Origin of the sequence: Pistricoccus aurantiacus (assembly GCF_007954585.1) — a bacterium.
GTDB lineage: Bacteria > Pseudomonadota > Gammaproteobacteria > Pseudomonadales > Halomonadaceae > Pistricoccus > Pistricoccus aurantiacus.
Map to the genome: position 1 here is coordinate 548,788 of NZ_CP042382.1, position 20,249 is coordinate 569,036.

Below are 20,249 nucleotides of genomic sequence, written 5' to 3' on the forward strand. Positions count from 1 at the left end.
TGGGCGAGTATGCCAGCCCACTGAGGACAGCGGAATTAGCGCATCATCGAATGGCCGGGTGCCGCATTCTGTGCCACCCGGTGCGTCGCGCGTCACAGCACCGAAATGGCCCCCGCCGGACCGATACGCTGCCAGGGCAGTCCCTGTACCAGCGTCGTCACCTGCTCGGGGGACAGCGCGACCCGATCGCCGTACCAGTTACCGGCCCAGTGAAACTTGCCCTGGTTCAGGCGCCGGGCGCACAGCCAGATGCCCAGACCATCGTGAACCAGCACCTTCATGCGGTTGCCGCGCCGGTTGGCGAACAGGTAGGCACAGTGCGGTCGGGCAGCGCCGAACACCTTGACCACCCGGGCCAGCGCCGTGTCGGGACCGGCGCGCATATCCAGCGGTTCGGTAGCCAGCCAGAATTCATCGATGCGGATCACGACAGCAGTTCCCGAAGTAGCGTCCGACAGCCCTGCGCATCCGACACGGGCCACTCGATCGTCACTGTCCCCTGGGGACTCGGTAGCGAGAGGCGAATGCGCTCGGCCTCCTGACGCTGAGTCGCCACCGGGGCTGCGGTGCTGGCTATCGGCACTGGAACAAACGCCGGGGTATCACTTACCGGCGCCGACCGCCGAGCCTCGCGGATCCATTTATGGACCAGATTGGCGTTCAGGGCATGCGCCATCGCAATGCCGGCCACCGAGGCATCGGGCTGCTGGCAGGCATTGACGATCCTGGCCTTGAACTTGGCAGTGAAGCGGCGGCGCTTGCGAGGCGCCTCCAATACGCTTCACTCACTCATGGTAGGTGTCCACTAAGGAATAGGTGGACACCTACCGTCATCGAAGTCGGGGCTCAGCGGAAGGTGTGTTTGCCGGACGGATACGTAACAGATAACCAGCGACTAAACGCAAGCACCCCCAGCCATTGCTGGCTGGGGGTGGGGAGAGGGGCCTGACGATGACCTACTCTCGCATGGGGAGACCCCACACTACCATCGGCGCTGGGCGGTTTCACGGCTGAGTTCGGCATGGATTCAGGTGGGACCCGCTCGCTGTGGTCGTCAGGCAAAACGGCGATGACCGGCGTCATCACACAATGCCATCATGCTGACGCTACGCTCGCGTATCCGGCGGGTCGGTCACCCAGACCCCTTGGGGTTATATGGTCAAGCCTCACGGACCATTAGTACGCGTTAGCTCAACACCTTGCGGTGCGTCCACAGCGCGCCTATCGACCTCGTCGTCTTCGAGGGTCCTTCAGGAGACTTGCGTCTCGGGGAGATCTCATCTTGAAGGGGGCTTCCCGCTTAGATGCTTTCAGCGGTTATCCCGTCCGCACATAGCTACCGGGCAGTGCCATTGGCATGACAACCCGAACACCAGCGGTGCGTCCACTCCGGTCCTCTCGTACTAGGAGCAGCGCTTCTCAAATCTCCAACGCCCACGGCAGATAGGGACCGAACTGTCTCACGACGTTCTAAACCCAGCTCGCGTACCACTTTAAATGGCGAACAGCCATACCCTTGGGACCGACTTCAGCCCCAGGATGTGATGAGCCGACATCGAGGTGCCAAACACCGCCGTCGATGTGAACTCTTGGGCGGTATCAGCCTGTTATCCCCGGAGTACCTTTTATCCGTTGAGCGATGGCCCTTCCATACAGAACCACCGGATCACTAGAACCGTCTTTCGACCCTGCTCGACCTGTCCGTCTCGCAGTCAAGCACCCTTATGCTCTTGCACTCAGTGCACGATTTCCAACCGTGCTGAGGGTACCTTCGTGCTCCTCCGTTACCCTTTAGGAGGAGACCGCCCCAGTCAAACTACCCACCACACACTGTCCTCGACCCGGATGACGGGCCTGAGTTAGAACGCCAATGATGCCAGGCTGGTATTTCAAGGGCGGCTCCCCGGCAACTGGCGTCACCGGTTCCAAGCCTCCCAGCTATCCTACACAAGCAACATCGGCGTCCCGTGTGAAGCTATAGTAAAGGTTCACGGGGTCTTTCCGTCTAGCCGCGGGTACACCGCATCTTCACGGCGATTTCAATTTCACTGAGTCTCGGGTGGAGACAGCGTGGCCATCATTACGCCATTCGTGCAGGTCGGAACTTACCCGACAAGGAATTTCGCTACCTTAGGACCGTTATAGTTACGGCCGCCGTTTACCGGGGCTTCGATCAAACGCTTCGCGTGAGCTAACGTCATCACTTAACCTTCCGGCACCGGGCAGGCGTCACACCCTATACGTCCGCTTGCGCGTTGGCAGAGTGCTGTGTTTTTAATAAACAGTTGCAGCCACCTGGTATCTTCGACCGCTCTGGGCTAAACCCGCAAGGGGCGTCACCTGACAGCGGCGTGCCTTCTCCCGAAGTTACGGCACCATTTTGCCTAGTTCCTTCACCCGAGTTCTCTCAAGCGCCTGAGGATTCTCACCCTGACCACCTGTGTCGGTTTGGGGTACGGTCTCATGACATCTGAAGCTTAGAGGCTTTTCCTGGAAGCGTGGCATCAATGACTTCCGGACCGAGGTCCGTTCGTTTCGTGTCTCGGCCTTGAGACGACGGATTTGCCTGTCGTCTCGGCCTACGCACTTTCACCAGGACCACCAACGCCTGGCTCACCTAGCCTTCTTCGTCCCCCCATCGCAATGTCCTGAGGTACGGGAATATTGACCCGTTTCCCATCGGCTACGCGTTTCCGCCTCGCCTTAGGGGCCGACTCACTCTGCTCCGATTAGCGTCGAACAGAAACCCTTGGTCTTCCGGCGGGGATGGTTTTCACATCCCTTATCGTTACTCATGTCAGCATTCGCACTCGTGATACCTCCAGCCAGCCTCTCGACTGACCTTCACCGGCGTACACGACGCTCCTCTACCGCGAATCCCTATTCGAAAACAAGGACTCACCCGTAGCTTCGGTAGCTGGTTTAGCCCCGTTACATCTTCCGCGCAGGCCGACTCGACTAGTGAGCTATTACGCTTTCTTTCAAGGATGGCTGCTTCTAAGCCAACCTCCTAGCTGTCTTCGCCTTCCCACCTCGTTTCCCACTTAACCAGCATTTGGGGACCTTAGCTGACGGTCTGGGTTGTTGCCCTTTTCACAACGGACGTTAGCACCCGCTGTGTGTCTCCCACGCGTCACTCACCGGTATTCGGAGTTTGCCTCGGGTTGGTAAGTCGGGATGACCCCCTAGCCGAAACAGTGCTCTACCCCCGGTGGTGCTACGTGAGGCGCTACCTAAATAGCTTTCGAGGAGAACCAGCTATCTCCGGGCTTGATTAGCCTTTCACTCCGATCCACAAGTCATCCCAGCATTTTTCAACATACTTGGGTTCGGGCCTCCAGTTGATGTTACTCAACCTTCACCCTGCTCATGGATAGATCGCCCGGTTTCGGGTCTATTCCCAGCAACTCGTCGCCCTGTTAAGACTCGGTTTCCCTACGCCTCCCCTACCCGGTTAAGCTCGCTACTGAGAATAAGTCGCTGACCCATTATACAAAAGGTACGCAGTCACACGAAAAACGTGCTCCCACTGCTTGTACGCATACGGTTTCAGGATCTATTTCACTCCCCTCACTGGGGTTCTTTTCGCCTTTCCCTCACGGTACTGGTTCACTATCGGTCAGCCAGGAGTATTTAGCCTTGGAGGATGGTCCCCCCGTCTTCAGTCAAGGTTTCACGTGCCCCGACCTACTCGTTTTCACGTGATCGGATTTTCGACTACGGGGCTATCACCCGCTACGGCGGCGCTTCCCAACGCCTTCGTCTAATCCGTCACACGCTTAAGGGCTAGTCCCCGGTCGCTCGCCGCTACTGGGGGAATCTCGGTTGATTTCTGTTCCTCGGGGTACTGAGATGTTTCAGTTCCCCCGGTTCGCCTCCTTTCCCTATGGATTCAGAAAAGGATACTTCGCTTACACGAAGTGGGTTGCCCCATTCAGACATGCCCGGGTCACAGGTTGGTTGCCACCTCACCGAGCCTTTTCGCAGGCTTCCACGTCTTTCATCGCCTCTGGCTGCCTAGGCATCCACCGTATGCGCTTCATCGCTTGACCATATAACCCGAAGGGGTCTCACCCATCGGTGGGTCGCGATGACACAACGTCGCCGGATACGCTTGAGCGTATCTTGCATTCTTTCCAAAGAAAGAACTTGTCAGCATGATGTGCATTGTTAAAGAGCAGACTGTTCGAAAACAGTGATAATTCCTCGTCGTCGACGCTGCTTGACGAAGCCTTATCACTACTCACGATGGATCGCGATAACCGATGGGGGAGAATGGTGGAGCCAAGCGGGATCGAACCGCTGACCTCCTGCGTGCAAGGCAGGCGCTCTCCCAGCTGAGCTATGGCCCCATCGAATGGTGGGTCTGGGCAGACGCGAAAGACCCCGGCGCCCTCACCCTCCTCTTTATTTCACCCCAGTGGGGGCGCTCTCACCCACTGAGCGAGAAGAGTGGTGGGTCTGGGCAGACTCGAACTGCCGACCTCACCCTTATCAGGGGTGCGCTCTAACCAACTGAGCTACAGACCCGCAGGTCCCGCTGGGCCTATACCCCAACAGTCTTTGCTCTATCTGATCAGGTAATTCAGTGTGGGCACTTGCCGGGCAAGGCGGTCATCGGTTAAGGAGGTGATCCAGCCGCAGGTTCCCCTACGGCTACCTTGTTACGACTTCACCCCAGTCATGAACCACACCGTGGTGATCGCCCTCCTAAGTTAGGCTAACCACTTCTGGTGCAGTCCACTCCCATGGTGTGACGGGCGGTGTGTACAAGGCCCGGGAACGTATTCACCGTGACATTCTGATTCACGATTACTAGCGATTCCGACTTCACGGAGTCGAGTTGCAGACTCCGATCCGGACTGAGGCCGGCTTTCTGGGATTGGCTTCACGTCGCCGCTTCGCAACCCTTTGTACCGGCCATTGTAGCACGTGTGTAGCCCTACCCGTAAGGGCCATGATGACTTGACGTCGTCCCCACCTTCCTCCGGTTTGTCACCGGCAGTCTCCCTAGAGTTCCCGACCGAATCGCTGGCAAATAGGGATAGGGGTTGCGCTCGTTACGGGACTTAACCCAACATTTCACAACACGAGCTGACGACAGCCATGCAGCACCTGTCTCTGCGCTCCCGAAGGCACCCCGAGATCTCTCTCGGGTTCGCAGGATGTCAAGGGTAGGTAAGGTTCTTCGCGTTGCATCGAATTAAACCACATGCTCCACCGCTTGTGCGGGCCCCCGTCAATTCATTTGAGTTTTAACCTTGCGGCCGTACTCCCCAGGCGGTCGACTTATCGCGTTAACTGCGCCACCAAGTCCTCAAGGGACCCAACGGCTAGTCGACATCGTTTACGGCGTGGACTACCAGGGTATCTAATCCTGTTTGCTACCCACGCTTTCGCACCTCAGTGTCAGTGTCAGTCCAGAAGGCCGCCTTCGCCACTGGTATTCCTCCCGATCTCTACGCATTTCACCGCTACACCGGGAATTCCACCTTCCTCTCCTGCACTCTAGCCTGCCCGTTCCGGATGCCATTCCCAGGTTGAGCCCGGGGCTTTCACACCCGGCGTGACACGCCACCTACGCGCGCTTTACGCCCAGTAATTCCGATTAACGCTTGCACCCTCCGTATTACCGCGGCTGCTGGCACGGAGTTAGCCGGTGCTTCTTCTGCGGGTGATGTCGCTCGTGGCGGCTATTAACCACCACGCCTTCTTCCCCGCTGAAAGTGCTTTACAACCCGAGGGCCTTCTTCACACACGCGGCATGGCTGGATCAGGGTTCCCCCCATTGTCCAATATTCCCCACTGCTGCCTCCCGTAGGAGTTCGGGCCGTGTCTCAGTCCCGATGTGGCTGATCATCCTCTCAGACCAGCTACGGATCGTCGCCTTGGTGAGCCGTTACCTCACCAACCAGCTAATCCGACATAGGCTCATCCAATAGTGCGAGGCCAAATGGTCCCCCGCTTTCCCCCGTAGGGCGTATGCGGTATTAGCCTGGGTTTCCCCAGGTTATCCCCCGCTACTGGGTAGATTCCTATGCATTACTCACCCGTCCGCCGCTCGCCACCAGAAAGCAAGCTTTCCGTGCTGCCGCTCGACTTGCATGTGTTAGGCCTGCCGCCAGCGTTCAATCTGAGCCATGATCAAACTCTTCAGTTAAAAGCTTGATAGTCCTTGCCTTCCCCAACGGGAAGAAGCGGACCAATCTCGGTTCAAGTCAAACGTCTCTTTGACGAGTCGCTTGTCTTGCATAAGAGATAACACCCCTCACGCCAACAAGCGCCCACATGAATTACCTGATCGATTGTTAAAGAGCAGCTGCTGCAGCCAGAGTGGCCTCAGCAGCGGATGCGTACTTTACGACCCCAAACGATAAAATGCAAGGCCTACTTGAACGATTAGCTTATCGATATCAAACGAGCAGGTTCAGTGCAGCATAGTGGCACTTCGTTGCAGTACACTTACAAGCGTTGACCAAGGCGGCAGCCAAGGAAAAAGCGCCCCTGCCATAAGCAGCATTAGCAACGAGTTCAGAGGCTTATGATAGTCGAAAAACTTCAGGGCCGTACCAAAAGAGCGCTTTAGACGAGCCCCCTCCAGATCGACACTATACATTTCGTCGAGCACTAAGTGGATCAGCGCGCCAAACAGCAAGGCTAGACCGTGAAACCAGGCAAGCTCCGCCTCTTGCGCCAACAGTTGATAGCTGATGGCACTGGCGATCAAGGCACACAGCGTACCCGCCAGCAAGGAGTGCCAGATACCGCGGTGCACGGTAAAACGCGCGAAGATCGGCCCCGCCCCGTAACGCACCAGAAGATAGAGCCCACCACAGGCTAGTAGAAGCGCGCCTACCGACAAGTAATCTTGCAACAACAAAGCGCCTGCTGCTACCGCCAGCACGGCAAGTAGTGAAAAAATCAGGCGAATCGAACGAGAGTGATCCGAATCGACATCCGGCAGGATCCCGCCGAATGTCACCAGAACGATGATTGGCAAGGCATCGAGAGGGGACCAGAGTCCTATCTGGCAGCCGGCCAGCGAAACGAGAGCGCCGCCAGCCGCCGCCACACCGATATGAACGCGAAAATTAGCCATGCGGAATTGCCATATACTTGAAAACACTGGATGAATACTCACTGGATAAACAGCCAGATTATGGGTCAGCATGACTAAGTAAAACAATACCTTATTATTGATTTTCTAAATAAAGGTCTTTTAACTTGACGTAATTCGCCGCGGTATAGGTGAAAAAGGCTCGCTCCGAGTCCTTAAGCGGGCGTACTTCCTTGGCCGGGCTGCCTGCATAGAGATAGCCATTCTGCAAGCGCTTGCCCGGCGTCACTAGGGCGCCGGCGGCGATAATGACTTCATCTTCGACAACAGCGCCATCCATGACGACAGCCGCCATACCAACCAACACCCGGCTGCCAATCGTACAGCCATGCAATATCGCGCGGTGCCCCACGGTGACATCGTCGCCTAAAATCAAGGGATAGCCGCCAGGGTTGTAGTCACTGGCATGGGTAATATGCAGTACGCTGCCATCCTGGATACTGCAGCGAGCACCAACACGAATTTCGTGCATATCGCCCCGAATTACCGTCATCGGCCATACGGAGCAGTCGTCGCCCAAGACGACATCACCCAATACCTTGCTGGCCGAATCCACATAGACCCGCTCGCCAAATCGGGGCTCCTTGCCATGATGGGCGCGCACTGATGATTGCATGGTTTCATCTCTCCGGAATCAACTTGTATCGATCACTCTAGGTTAGAGCAGCCCAGAGACCAGCACTAGTACCACCAACGGTATCGACACGAAACGTACGACCCCCTGCCAGAGACGGAATCCATTGGGGCCGGTATCCAAGGTGCGCAATGCTGTCTCTCGCGGTAGCACCCAGGCGGCAAATATGGCGATCAGGAGCCCGCCTACCGGCAGGAAAATATCCGTGGGTATTGTCGTCACCAGATCGAAGAAGGTCATGTCGGCAAACCATTTCACCTCGGCCATCGTCGAGAAAGACAGTACCGACAACAACCCCACAAGCCATACTCCAAGACCGACAAGCGTTGCCGCCATACCTCGCTTGATTCCCATGCCTTGAAGCCCCGCCACCATGGGCTCCGCCAGATTGATCGACGAAGTCCAGGTAGCCAGCAGCAATAGAAGGAAGAAACAGGCTAACCACAGGGAGCCCCATGGCAATTCGGAAAAGGCGATCGGTAAGGTCACGAACATCAGCCCCGGCCCTTCCGCAGGATCGATCCCTTGAGAAAACACCACGGCGAAGATTGCGATACCCGACAACAAAGCCACCAGCATATCGAGCACCGCCACCGTTCCTGCCGCCCGGGACAAACTCTGATGATCCGGCATGTAGGCCCCATAGGCCATCAGCGCGCAAGCGCCCAGAGCCAAGGTAAAGAAGGCGTGCCCCATGGCATTCAGCACCACGGACAGGCTCATGGCGGACGGGTCCGGGCTGAATAGCCAAGTCAGCGCCAGACCAAAACCATCCGTGGTCGCGGCATAGATCACCAGCACCACAAGCAGCAGATACAACAGAGGCATCAACAGATTGTTGAGCTTCTCGAGCCCTCCGGACACCCCGCCGGCCACCACGGACATGGTCAGCAGCAAAAACAACGTATGATTGAATGTCATCCGCAGCGGATCGGCGAGAAAGACATCGAAACCGGCGCCGATTTGCGCCGGCGTCTGGCCGACAAAATCGCCGTTGATAGATCCCACCAGGTATTCGATGGACCAGCCGGAGACAACGGAATAAAAAGACAGAATCAGGAAGACAGTGAAAGCGCCGAATATGCCCAGCCATCGCCAATTCGTGGAATGACCGGCCTGTTGGGCCAGAAAAGCCAGAGACTGCATCGGACTGCGCCGGCCGGCACGCCCGATCATGATTTCCGCCATCATCATCGGGATACCTAACAACAGTACAAAAGCAATATAAAGCAGCAGGAATACCGCGCCGCCGTTTTCGCCGGTCATGTAAGGGAATCGCCAGATATTGCCAAGCCCGACCGCTGCGCCGGTAACCGCTAGAATAAAGGCACGCCGGCTACTCCAACGCTCCAGTGTCTCGTTCATCGGTCGATTCCTTGTGGCTGGCGACTAACGGGGAGGCAAGACTAGCAGGCCACCCGAGGCGGGCCAATCCATACCGTGAATATCGATCTCGTTTCAGGCCGTGAATTCACGGCGGATGTCTACAGGACAAGGAATTTCGCTAGAAACGACATTGAATGCACCGCCCTGAACCCTAATCTAACCATCACACTTGCCCCGATGAGGTCCCCATGTCGCACAATCCGCTTCTGGAAGCCCACACACTGCCGCCGTTCGCGGAGATTCAGCCCGAACATGTGGTGCCCGCCATCGAGCAATTACTCGAGGAGAATCGCGCTGCCATCGAGCGCCTGGTAGCGCAGGCGAATCAGCAAACACCTACTTGGGATAGCCTCGTCGCCCCCCTGGAAGAACTCAACGACCGGCTTTCCCAAGCCTGGTCGCCGGTTTCTCATCTCAACTCCACCATGAACTCTCAGGCACTGCGCGAGGCCCATCAGGCCTGCCTGGGCAAGCTATCCGCCTACGGCACCTGGCTCGGCCAACACGAGGGACTATTCCGCGCCTATCAAGCCCTTGCACAATCGCCAGAGCGGGTGCATTTCACCCAGGCGCAGCAGCGCGCCATCGACAATACCCTGCGGGATTTTCGTCTGGCCGGGGTCGACCTGCCGGAAGACAAGAAGCGTCGCTATGGTGAGATTCAAGCCCGGCTTTCCGAGCTCGCCAACACTTTCTCCAATCAGCTGCTTGATGCCACCCAAGCCTGGCATAAGGACATCACCGACGAGCACATCCTGGCAGGATTGCCGCAAAGCGCCCTGGACACTCTAAAGGCCAACGCCCAGGCCAAGGATATCGAGGGCTACCGAATCACCCTGGACATGCCCAGCTTCATTCCGGTAGTCAACTTCGCCGACAATCGCGAACTGCGCCGCGAAGTCTATACCGCTTTCGTGACCCGCGCCTCAGATCAAGGTCCTAACGCGGGTCAGCACGACAACGCCCCGGTCATCGAGGAAACCCTGGCGCTGCGCCAGGAACTGGTCGAACTGCTGGGATTCGAGACCTATGCGGATTACTCCTTGGCGACCAAGATGGCGGAATCTCCTCGCCAGGTGCTCGATTTTCTGCATGACCTGGCTGGCCGCGCCTATCCTCAGGCCCAAGAGGAATTCACCGAGCTTAGCGCTTACGCCAAGGAAGAACTCGGCCTGGCGGAACTCGCGCCTTGGGATATCGGTTACGCCAGTGAAAAACTGCGCGAGGCGCGTTACGCGATTTCGCAGGAGCAACTGCGGCCCTATTTTCCCGCTCCCAAGGTCATCGATGGCCTCTTCGACGTCGTCGAGCGGCTTTATGGCCTAGCGTTCGAACGAGACGACAGCGCTCCGCGCTATCACCCTGACGTCAGTTTCTATCGCATCCTCGAGAACGGTACCCCTATTGCCGGCTTCTACCTCGACCTTTATGCTCGGGAAGGCAAGCGGGGCGGCGCCTGGATGGACGAATGCCGGGTACGCCGGGAACGCGAGGACGGCAGTCTGCAACTGCCCGTCGCCTATCTGACCTGCAATTTCACCCGGCCATTGGGAGACAAGCCGGCCCTGCTGACCCATGACGAGGTGACAACGCTCTTTCACGAGTTCGGTCATGGCTTGCATCACATGCTGACCCAGCAGACGGTAGCGGACGTCTCCGGCATCAACGGTGTCGCCTGGGACGCGGTGGAACTGCCCAGCCAGTTCATGGAGAATTTCTGCTGGGAGCGCGAGGGTCTGGATCTGATTGCCCGTCATGTGGACAGCGGCGAATCACTGCCGGACGAACTGCTCGAACGCCTGCAAGCCGCGCGCAACTTCCAGTCCGCCATGGGCATGATGCGCCAGCTCGAGCTTTCGCTTTTCGACTTCCGCCTGCATTCGGAGTTAACGAAGCCCTCGGCTGAAGACGTACAAACGCTACTGGATGACGTTCGCGCAGAAGTCTCCGTGCTGCCTCGGGCAGATTTCAATCGCTTCCAGAACGGTTTCGGGCATATCTTCGCCGGCGGCTACGCGGCGGGCTACTACAGCTACAAATGGGCGGAAGTGCTGTCTGCAGATGCCTATAGCGCTTTCGAAGAAGCCGGCACCTTCGATTCAGCCACCGGTAGACGTTTTCGTCAGACAATCCTCGAGGCCGGCGGTTCGCGAGACGCTGCGGATCTGTTTCACGCCTTCCGCGGTCGCGAACCCAGCGTCGAGCCGCTGCTGCGCCATAGCGGTATCCGCGCCGCCTGAGGCCTCGAAAGGAGATTGTTTTCATGCCCGTCCAGAAACGCTTTATCGCCGGCGCGGTCTGTCCGCGCTGTGCCACCATGGATCGTATTCGTACCTGGGAGCAGAATGGAATTCGCTATCGCGACTGCGTCAACTGCGACTTTTTCGAGCAGTCGGCGATAGAGGAAGAATCGAGCGAGGAGCTAGAGACCCGGGTCAATCGAGTACGGGAGGAACAGCAGAAGGCGGATCTGCAAACCGTCAGGATTCTCGATCCCAAGCGCTGAATTATTACCTCTTGGCGTTATGCAAAAAGCCTCCCGATCGGGAGGCTTTTACCGGCAGGAACCTTGGCATTCGAATAGCAACGGTTACTCTTCTATCGTGCCGCAGGCGACTCGAGCGCCACCGCCGCCAAGCTCGGGATTGTCGGAATAGTTGTCGCCGCCCTCATGGATCATCAGCGCATGGCCGCCGAGATCCGACACCTTGAGCCGCGGTGCCAAAGTAGGCGTTGTCGCCATGCCGTCGTCATCCACCATTAACACCGGCAAATCGCCCAAGTGTCCATCACCGTAAGGCCCTTGGTGAGTCTCGGTATTCTGCGGGTCGAAGTGTCCGCCGGCAGCAGCGGCGGCAACCTGTTCGCCATCCTTTTCCGCAGGCTCACAGCTGGCGTTTTCATGCACATGAAAACCATGCAGGCCGGGCTCCAGACCGGAGAGGTCGGGGGTCAGCAGCAGACCGTACTCCGTATCCTCGACGGTAACGGTGCCGACACTGTCACCGACGCCATCCTGGCTGACGCTATGCATTTCGATTTCCTGCGCCGCCTGCGCTCCCGCCGCGAGCAGTAGAGAGGCTCCAATGCCTAATGTCAGATTAGCTAATGCTTTCATGTCTTTCTCCTGTCCTTGAGTTCGACTTGCCCTATTCAGGCTAGCTAATACGCACCGGGTTGCCAACCCGGATGCCGCAGGAAAACAGCTCACTCACCAAGATGATCGACGATACGCAACACCGGGGCCGACTGATTCAGCGTATAGAAGTGCAGACCTGGTGCCCCGCCATCCAGCAACCGCTGGCAAAGGCGCGTTACCACTTCCTCACCAAAGGCGGCGATGCTCTCACTGTCGTCGCCGTAGGTTTCGAGCTGCTTGCGAATCCAACGTGGGATCTCCGCACCGCAAGCATCCGAGAACCGCGCCAGCTTCGTATAGTTCGTGATCGGCATGATGCCCGGCACGATGGGTATTTCGATTCCCAGCGCCTGAGCCTGCTCGACGAAGTGAAAATAGGCATCGGCGCTGAAGAAATACTGGGTAATCGCCAGATTAGCCCCAGCCTTGACCTTGCGGGCGAAGTTATCCAGATCCTTGGCCGCGCTGGCCGCCTGAGGATGGGTTTCCGGATAAGCCGCCACGGCGATCTCGAAGTGATTGCCGGTTTCCTCGCGGATGAACTCGACGAGTTCGTTGGCATAACGCAGCTCTCCCGCCCCGCCCATGCCGGAAGGTAGGTCACCGCGCAGCGCCACCAGGCTGTCGATGCCCCATTCGCGATAGCGTACCAGCAGCTCGCGCAGCTCTCCCTTGTCGCTCCCGATACAGGAGAGATGGGGCGCTGTATTGATCCTGCTTTCGCTGATCATGGCAACGGTGTCGGCAGTGCGAAGCTGCGTCGCACCACCGGCGCCATAGGTGACGGAGAAGAAGCGCGGCTGACGCTTCGCCAGGGCGTCTCGCGTGTGCCTCAGCTTGTCTCGTCCCACCTCGGTGGCCGGCGGAAAGAATTCGAAGCTGATACCCAACGGATGCTCGTGTTTACTCATCGAATCAACCTTTCGTTGTCACCTTGAAAGCGACTCATCTATTCATGTTCTTTGACACCACCGTGATTGACGAGGCGGCTTGTAGATCATTCTGTCAGCGCTCTATTCTGCCGACCGTCAACGCAGACGACCAGTGAAAGTTCTCCAGCTTCTGTATCGATTTCTTTCATGTTGAAGCCCTGACAGTTGAGCTCTGAACAGGCATGATGGCGGTTTTCCCGGTGAGATTGGCCCATGGAATCCGAGCTTGGTACAGCGCTAATGGCGCCGCTATGGATGCTGCTGTCTTTCGTGGCGCTGGGCGTCGTCTGCGCTCGACGCCTTGCCATCGATCCGCGCCCCATTGCGACGCTGCTGATCTATGTCATCGCCCCCCTGACCTTCTTTCGAGGCTTAAATCTCGGCGGCCCGACGCCGAACTACCTGCTGCTGACCCTAGGCCTCTTCCTCGCTTCGAGCGCGATCTGCCTGCTGGTCCACCGCCTCGCCCGCGTCCTGTTCTCGGCTCAGGAAGCCGCGGTAGTGGCCTTTTCCGCAGGAACCGGCAATACGGGATACTTCGGCCTGCCCGTCGCGATGATTCTATTGCCCCCCGAAGGAGTGACGCTTTATCTATTCTGCATCCTGGGCATCACCCTTTACGAGTTCACCCTGGGGTTCTACATCAGCGCCAGGGGGCAATTCTCGATACGCCAGAGCCTGATTCGCATCGCGCGACTGCCCCTGGTCTACGCCTTTCTTATCGCACTACTGGTCGAGGCGGCGGGCATTACCCTGCCGCCGATCGTTCACCAGGGTCTCGATGTCTTTCCCTCCACTTATACGCTGCTGGGCATGATGATCATCGGCATGACGTTGGGTCGAGTGACGCTTGGCGAACTGGATCTGCGTTTTATTGCGGCCTGCGCGGTGATTCGCTATGTCTTCTGGCCGCTGGCGAGCCTTCTGGCCGTGCTCGGGCTATCGCAGATGTTACCGGTGACACCGGAGTTGGCCATGGCCTTGCTGTTGCTGGGCGTGGTGCCCATGGCGGCCAACGTGGTGGTAGTCTCGATGGAGCTTTCCATCGCGCCGGAGAAAGGCGCCATGGCGGTATTGTTGACTACCCTCGCGGCGCCGCTGCTGATTCCATTTTATCTTCCATGGATGATCCAGTTGACCGGGCTTGCTTGAAGGCTCGCTATACCACCTTGTCGATATCGCTATCCTGAGAATAGACGAGCTTGGTAGGGCGGGTGGTGCGTCGCTGCCGCGCGCGACGCTTATGATGATACATCTTGGCGTCCGCGCGCTGGATGAGAGTGTCGACGTCGAACAAGGTCTCCCTGCTGGGCTCGAACGTCGTCGTGCCGACGCTGGCGGATACCGCGAAACCCAGGTTTTCCCGAGATTCATCGCTAGCCAGCTGCTCGGTCAGGCGCAGGCACCATCGATCGCAGGTCTGAGCATCGGTATTGGGCATCACGACGAGAAACTCGTCGCCACCGGTACGACAGGCCAGATGATGCTCGTCCAGCAACTCGACAAGCAGGCTCGCCACGTGGCAGATCATGCGATCGCCATAGTGGTGTCCCAGGGTATCGTTGATGCCCTTGAGATTGTCCACATCGATCAATAGAAGCGACAGCGGGTGCTTTTCCTGAAGGCTCGCGGTCATGGTCTCTTGCAGAAACACCATGCCACAGCGTCGGTTCGGCAGATTGGTCATGACATCGTGGTTGGCCAGATGGGTGAGTACCTTGCTCTTCTGCACCAGCTGCTCGTTGGCGGCAACAAGTTCCTGGTTACGTTGGGTCAACTCCTGGCGCAGGCGAGCCGACTGCGTGAAGTTGACGTAGCGCACGTGGCTGAGGAACGGGGAAATGGTCAGGCCGACCAGCAGGAACGTTCCGCCGTACTGCACCAGCTCGCTCAGCGAGAAAGGGCTTCCCAGGAAGAACAAGCCATAGACGACTACCATGAACAGGTTATGCGCCAGCATATTGGCCCAGCGCCATACCGTGGCCAGCGGCAGCAGCACGAATACCGCCACCGCGACATTCAGGTTCCAGCTGAGAAAGGCCAGAGGCGTGTCGATCAAAGACGCCCCCCAGCCAAAAAAGACCTCAGCGCCCAGGGCGCCCACCAACAGGGCGCGCTCGGTACGTCTAGGGCGTCGATGCTGCCAGAGCAGGCATCCCAGCAGCAGCAGGACGAGCATCAGCCGGCCGATGCTCAAGGCCATCCAATGGTCGGGCACCATCAGATAATCAAAGGGAACATAGGAAAGAATGCCCCAGATGGAGCACAGCAGAAAGACCGCGTTCAGGCGCGCTTGCTGGCAATGTTCTGCCTTGGGTAGATACGCTTTGTAATCCGCCAGCAACAAGAGAACTTCCAGCCGCGGTGACGGCTGGAAGTGGCGCCTCTCATCGGTATCAGTAGCGATATTCATCCGACTTGAACGGTCCATCGGGCGCGACTCCAACATAGTTGGCTTGATCATCGGTCATGCGTGTGATCACGCCACCGAAACCCTCGACCATGTAACGCGCGACCTCCTCATCGAGTTGCTTGGGCAGTACCGTCACGGCTAGAGCATCCTGCTGCTCTTCCCGAGAGACTTCGGCAAAGCGTCGCTCGTAGAGATGTATCTGTGCCAGCACCTGATTGGCGAAGGAACCGTCCATGATACGAGACGGATGCCCCGTGGCATTACCCAGATTGACCAGTCGCCCCTCGGAAAGCAACAAGAGATAATCGCTGCTGCGGGGATCGAAATCGCCCGGCTTGCTGTCGCGATAGACCTTATGCACCTGCGGCTTGATCTCTTCCCAATGCCATTCCCGGCGCATGAAAGCCGTATCGATCTCGTTGTCGAAATGGCCGATGTTGCAGACCACCGCACCTTTCTTCAGTGCCTTGAGCATGGCCGCATCGCAAGCATCGATGTTGCCTGTACAGGTCACCACCAGATCGATACCGTTCAGCAGATCGCCATCCACACTATCTTCGCCCAAATTCTTGCCGTCGATATAAGGCGACACGACCTCGAAGCCGTCCATGCAGGCCTGCATGGCGCAAATGGGATCGATCTCGGTCACCTTAACGATCATGCCTTCCTGACGCAGGGAAGCCGCCGATCCCTTGCCGACGTCCCCATAGCCCACCACCAGCGCTTTCTTGCCCGCCAGCAGATGGTCGAGGCCACGCTTGATGGCGTCGTTGAGGCTGTGTCGACAGCCGTACTTGTTATCGTTCTTGGACTTGGTGACCGCGTCGTTGACGTTGATCGCCGGCACCTTGAGCGTCCCCGCTCGCAGCATTTCCAGCAGCCGATGCACGCCGGTGGTGGTTTCCTCGCTGATACCATGAACGGCGTCGAGCAGTTCCGGACGCTTTTCGTGCAGCAGTTGAGTCAGATCGCCACCGTCGTCCAGCACCATGTTCGGCGTCCAGCCGTCCGCGCCTTCCACAGTCTGCTCGATGCACCACCAGAACTCTTCTTCCGTCTCGCCTTTCCAGGCGAAGACCGGGACATTCGCTGCGGCGATAGCGGCAGCGGCGTGATCCTGGGTCGAGAAGATGTTGCAGGAAGACCAGCGCACGCTTGCGCCAAGCTCGATCAGCGTCTCGATCAGCACCGCGGTCTGGATGGTCATGTGAATACAGCCAGCGATACGCGCACCCGCCAGAGGCTGACTGTCACGATACTTGGCACGAATCTTCATCAATGCCGGCATTTCGGTTTCGGCGATACGAATTTCCTGCCGTCCCCAATCCGCCAGGGCGATATCAGCAACTTTGTAATCCTGGGCGGCGGCTTGAGTGTTCGCCATAACGGTCATTGCTACAACTCCTGAAAAACGGGCACCGTTACCGTATAACTGCAGATCCGAGCCTCACCCCGCATCGATGAAAACCGATCAAGGCTGCAGCGCCCCTCGAACCCGAAGCCTGTGTGAAGCCGTCTATCTTATCACGTCAACAATGCCGGTGAGCCAGCCTGCTTCCCGAGGACTGTTTCCTACCATTTCTTCCAGCCATCTCTTCCAGCTACTTCGCTTCGCTGTCGCCGGTTTCCTGAATCTCCGCCCCTTCCTTTTCCGTCGGGTCGGAAGATCGAGAAGGCTGTTCATCCTCGGTCAGGTTGGAAGGCTTGGGGGACTCGTCTTTTGATGAAGAACCGGAAGGCTCGGCAGGCTGCTCGCTGGCGGATCTCTTGGCGCGCTCTTCTTCGGGACGTTGTGACGAAGGCCTATCCTGGCGGTTGACCGCTCGACGGCTTTCCTGCATTTCCTGCTGGGTGCTCTCGGGCGCCCCCTCCGGGCGCACGCGCTGCGGAGCGTCCTCCTCGCCGCATCCTGCCAACAACGCGGCCGCCAGGACAGCGGCGGCAAAACTGCCAAGTCGATTCATGATGCGCTCCTTGCTGAATGAGTGCTCTACCACAAAAACGGTATCGGTCAAATATGACGCCACATCACCCGGGTGTCCATAAACCGGGGGTCAATCCCTCGCTTGCGGCGACTGGTTTACGACGCCTTCGACGACCTTGCCGATGGTCAGCCCCTGCACCAGAATCGAAAACAGCACGATCAGATAGGTGATCAGCACCAGAGGCTCCCGATAGTCTACCGCGGGCAACCCCAACGCCAGCGCCACGGAAATCCCGCCCCGCAGGCCGCCCCAGGTCAGCACTCGGGTCATGCCCGGACGAAACGGAAACCAGCGCCGCAGCAGCGCCAGCGGTATGCCGATGGTCATGAAGCGAGTCGCCAGCATGATCGCGATCAACGGCAGCACCACGCCGAAATAGGCCCACTGGAAGGGGATCAGCAAGAGCTCGAGACCGATCAGTACGAACAGAATCGCATTGAGCATTTCATCGATCAGCTCCCAGAAGCCGTCCATATAGGCGCGGGTATTGTCGGACATGGCACCGATCCGGGCCATGTTGCCGATGATCAACCCCGCCACCACCATGGCGATGGGGCCGGATACATGAAGTTTCAGCGCCAGCGCATAGCCGCCGGTGACCAGCGCCAAGGACAGCAGAACTTCCACCTGATACTGATCGATGGACTTCATCAGCCGATACACCAGAGCGCCGATGATGACACCCAGCAAGATGCCGCCGCCGGCTTCCTGCAGAAACAGCAGGCTGACATGCCCGACGGTCAATGCCTCCTCGGCGGTGGCGGCGCTCAGCAGCGTCGAGAACACCACGATCGCCACTCCATCATTGAACAGCGACTCACCGACGATTCTCACTTCCATATCCGGCGGCGCGCCGGCGCTTCGCAAGATACCCAGCACCGCAATGGGATCCGTCGGCGCGATCAGAGCGCCGAATACCAGACACCAGATCCAGGGCACCTGGATGTCGAACAGGCCAAATAGCCACCAGGCCGCGCTTCCCACCGCCAAGGTCGAAATCACCACGCCAACGGTCGCCAGCAACCCGATGGACCAGCGGTAGCGCTTGAGCTGGCCCAGATCCACATGCAGGGCGCCGGCGAACAGCAGAAACGACAGCATGCCCTCCATCAACAGCTCGCTGAAATCGATTCGGGCGAGCCAGCCCTCGGCGCGATCCGTCACCAGGGTGAGACCCAAGTGATGAATACCCATCAGACCAAGGGAGAAGATCAGCGCGATCACCATCACGCCGATGGTGGCGGGCAGGCGCACGACCCGAGCGTTGAACCAGGCGAACAGCGCGGTCACGCTGACGAAAAGGGCGGTGAGATTGAGCACGAGATGACTCCTTGTCTACGCAAAACGACGGAACCGGCGTACCGATTCCGTCGTTTCATTCAGGTCGCTGCGGCGCCTAGAGTCCTGCGGCGGCCCGCAGGGCCTCTGCCTTGTCGATCTTTTCCCAGGGGAAGGCAATGAAGGTCTCGCTATGGGACTCGCCGTTGACATCTTTCCAGCGGTAGGTCGACTCGAAGGGCTCGCGGCCGAAATGGCCGTAGGCGGCGGTCAACCGATACATGGGATGCAGAAGATCGAGCATGCGCGTGATGGCATGCGGGCGCAGGTCGAAATGCTCCCGTACCAGCTCGACGATCTTGGCATCACTGACCTTGCCGGTACCGAAGGTGTTGATCGATACCGACGTCGGCTCCGCCACGCCGATGGCGTAGGACACCTGGATCTCGCACTTGTCCGCGAGCCCCGCGGCAACCAGGTTCTTGGCTACGTAGCGCCCGGCGTAGGCGGCGCTGCGATCGACCTTGGAGGGGTCCTTGCCGGAGAAGGCACCGCCGCCGTGGCGCGCCATGCCGCCATAGGTATCGACGATGATCTTGCGCCCGGTCAGACCGCAATCACCCACCGGGCCGCCGATCACGAACTTGCCGGTAGGATTGATGTGATAGTGGGTCGACTTGCTCAGCCACTCTTCCGGCAGTACCTGCTCGATGATTTCCCGGCGCACCATCTGCCGCAGTGCCTGCTGATCGATGTCCGGATCATGCTGGGTGGAAAACACCACCGCGTCCACGGCGCAGGGCTTGCCCTGCTCATCGTAGCGGAAGGTGATCTGACTCTTGGCGTCCGGACGCAACCAGGGCAGCAGACCATTCTTGCGCAGTGCCGCCTGGCGTTCCACCAACCGATGGGCGTAATGGATCGGCGCCGGCATGTAGGAATCCGTCTCGTTGGTGGCATAGCCGAACATCAGGCCCTGATCCCCGGCACCCTGGTCCTCCGGCTTGCTGCGATTCACCCCTTGGGCGATGTCCACGCTCTGCTTGCCGATCAGATTGAGCACGCCGCAGGTTTCCCCATCGAAACCCACTTCGGAGGAAGTGTAGCCGATGTCCAGGATCACCCGGCGCACCAGGTCCTCGAGATCCACCCAGGCGGTGGTGCTGATCTCGCCGGCCACGATGGCGACCCCGGTCTTGACCAGGGTTTCGCACGCCACGCGCGCCTGCTTGTCCCGAGCAATGATGGCATCGAGCACCGCGTCGGAAATCTGATCGGCGATCTTGTCCGGATGCCCCTCGGACACGGACTCGGAAGTAAACAGGGAATATTCGCTCATGGCATGCATGACCTTTTTGCAGTTAG

General features: G+C 58.5%; 15 protein-coding genes, 2 tRNA genes, 3 rRNA genes and 1 riboswitch. Of the genes, 3 read left to right on the plus strand and 17 right to left on the minus strand.

Features of this window, described 5'->3' with window-relative positions:
- Window positions 1–92 precede the first annotated feature (92 nt).
- The 10 genes from tnpB to FGL86_RS02645 form a co-directional block, all read right to left on the minus strand.
- On the minus strand, window positions 93–428 hold the full coding sequence (gene tnpB, locus FGL86_RS02600; RefSeq protein ID WP_222433786.1) for an IS66 family insertion sequence element accessory protein TnpB: 336 nt from the start codon (window positions 426–428) through the stop codon (window positions 93–95).
- Window positions 425–775 carry an IS66-like element accessory protein TnpA gene (gene tnpA / locus FGL86_RS02605; protein WP_147183140.1) on the minus strand — a complete coding sequence of 117 codons (351 nt, stop codon included), beginning with the start codon at window positions 773–775 and terminating at the stop codon, window positions 425–427. The genes tnpB and tnpA overlap by 4 nt, the downstream gene beginning before the upstream one ends.
- 168 nt (window positions 776–943) lie before the next feature.
- A 5S ribosomal RNA gene (gene rrf / locus FGL86_RS02610) occupies window positions 944–1,059 on the minus strand.
- Between the two features lie 96 nt (window positions 1,060–1,155).
- A 23S ribosomal RNA gene (locus FGL86_RS02615) occupies window positions 1,156–4,052 on the minus strand.
- Window positions 4,053–4,276: 224 nt separating this feature from the next.
- A tRNA-Ala gene (locus FGL86_RS02620) sits at window positions 4,277–4,352 on the minus strand.
- A gap of 101 nt (window positions 4,353–4,453) precedes the next feature.
- A tRNA-Ile gene (locus tag FGL86_RS02625) sits at window positions 4,454–4,530 on the minus strand.
- A gap of 92 nt (window positions 4,531–4,622) precedes the next feature.
- A 16S ribosomal RNA gene (locus FGL86_RS02630) occupies window positions 4,623–6,160 on the minus strand.
- The 16S, 23S and 5S rRNA genes sit together here with 2 tRNA genes alongside, the layout of an rRNA operon.
- A gap of 267 nt (window positions 6,161–6,427) precedes the next feature.
- Complete coding sequence (locus FGL86_RS02635; RefSeq protein WP_147186054.1) at window positions 6,428–7,099, minus strand: metal-dependent hydrolase; 672 nt, start codon at window positions 7,097–7,099, stop codon at window positions 6,428–6,430.
- Between the two features lie 94 nt (window positions 7,100–7,193).
- Window positions 7,194–7,733 carry a gamma carbonic anhydrase family protein gene (locus FGL86_RS02640; RefSeq protein WP_147183141.1) on the minus strand — a complete coding sequence of 180 codons (540 nt, stop codon included), beginning with the start codon at window positions 7,731–7,733 and terminating at the stop codon, window positions 7,194–7,196.
- A 42-nt stretch (window positions 7,734–7,775) separates the two neighbouring features.
- A complete protein-coding gene (locus FGL86_RS02645) occupies window positions 7,776–9,116 on the minus strand; it encodes a sodium-dependent transporter (RefSeq protein ID WP_147183142.1) in 1,341 nt (446 codons plus the stop codon).
- Window positions 9,117–9,325: 209 nt separating this feature from the next.
- Between FGL86_RS02645 and prlC the strand changes: the two genes are divergently transcribed.
- Both prlC and FGL86_RS02655 read left to right on the plus strand, forming a co-directional pair.
- Window positions 9,326–11,377: an oligopeptidase A gene (gene prlC, locus FGL86_RS02650; RefSeq protein ID WP_147183143.1), complete on the plus strand. Its 2,052-nt coding sequence runs from the start codon at window positions 9,326–9,328 to the stop codon at window positions 11,375–11,377.
- A 23-nt stretch (window positions 11,378–11,400) separates the two neighbouring features.
- Window positions 11,401–11,643: a YheV family putative zinc ribbon protein gene (locus FGL86_RS02655; protein WP_147183144.1), complete on the plus strand. Its 243-nt coding sequence runs from the start codon at window positions 11,401–11,403 to the stop codon at window positions 11,641–11,643.
- An 84-nt stretch (window positions 11,644–11,727) separates the two neighbouring features.
- On the opposite strand, the gene sodC is transcribed toward FGL86_RS02655, so the two are convergent.
- Together sodC and metF are read right to left on the minus strand one after the other, a co-directional pair.
- Window positions 11,728–12,255, minus strand: coding sequence for a superoxide dismutase family protein (gene sodC / locus FGL86_RS02660; protein WP_147183145.1), 528 nt, complete (start codon window positions 12,253–12,255; stop codon window positions 11,728–11,730).
- Window positions 12,256–12,344: 89 nt separating this feature from the next.
- Window positions 12,345–13,187, minus strand: coding sequence for a methylenetetrahydrofolate reductase [NAD(P)H] (gene metF, locus FGL86_RS02665; protein WP_147183146.1), 843 nt, complete (start codon window positions 13,185–13,187; stop codon window positions 12,345–12,347).
- 234 nt (window positions 13,188–13,421) lie between these two features.
- Between metF and FGL86_RS02670 the strand changes: the two genes are divergently transcribed.
- On the plus strand, window positions 13,422–14,360 hold the full coding sequence (locus FGL86_RS02670) for an AEC family transporter (protein ID WP_147183147.1): 939 nt from the start codon (window positions 13,422–13,424) through the stop codon (window positions 14,358–14,360).
- A 7-nt stretch (window positions 14,361–14,367) separates the two neighbouring features.
- On the opposite strand, the gene FGL86_RS02675 is transcribed toward FGL86_RS02670, so the two are convergent.
- The 5 genes from FGL86_RS02675 to metK form a co-directional block, all read right to left on the minus strand.
- On the minus strand, window positions 14,368–15,621 hold the full coding sequence (locus FGL86_RS02675; RefSeq protein WP_186764459.1) for a GGDEF domain-containing protein: 1,254 nt from the start codon (window positions 15,619–15,621) through the stop codon (window positions 14,368–14,370).
- The gene (ahcY, locus tag FGL86_RS02680) at window positions 15,605–17,014 is read right to left on the minus strand and encodes an adenosylhomocysteinase (protein ID WP_425468308.1); all 1,410 of its coding nucleotides are present in this window, start codon (window positions 17,012–17,014) and stop codon (window positions 15,605–15,607) included. The genes FGL86_RS02675 and ahcY overlap by 17 nt, the downstream gene beginning before the upstream one ends.
- A 13-nt stretch (window positions 17,015–17,027) precedes the next feature.
- A riboswitch (S-adenosyl-L-homocysteine riboswitch) is annotated at window positions 17,028–17,118 on the minus strand.
- A gap of 104 nt (window positions 17,119–17,222) precedes the next feature.
- A complete protein-coding gene (locus FGL86_RS02685; RefSeq protein WP_147183149.1) occupies window positions 17,223–17,585 on the minus strand; it encodes a hypothetical protein in 363 nt (120 codons plus the stop codon).
- A gap of 90 nt (window positions 17,586–17,675) precedes the next feature.
- Window positions 17,676–18,926, minus strand: a complete 1,251-nt coding sequence (locus FGL86_RS02690) for a cation:proton antiporter (protein WP_147183150.1) — start codon at window positions 18,924–18,926, stop codon at window positions 17,676–17,678.
- Between the two features lie 76 nt (window positions 18,927–19,002).
- Complete coding sequence (metK, locus tag FGL86_RS02695; protein ID WP_147183151.1) at window positions 19,003–20,223, minus strand: methionine adenosyltransferase; 1,221 nt, start codon at window positions 20,221–20,223, stop codon at window positions 19,003–19,005.
- Window positions 20,224–20,249: the final 26 nt, after the last annotated feature.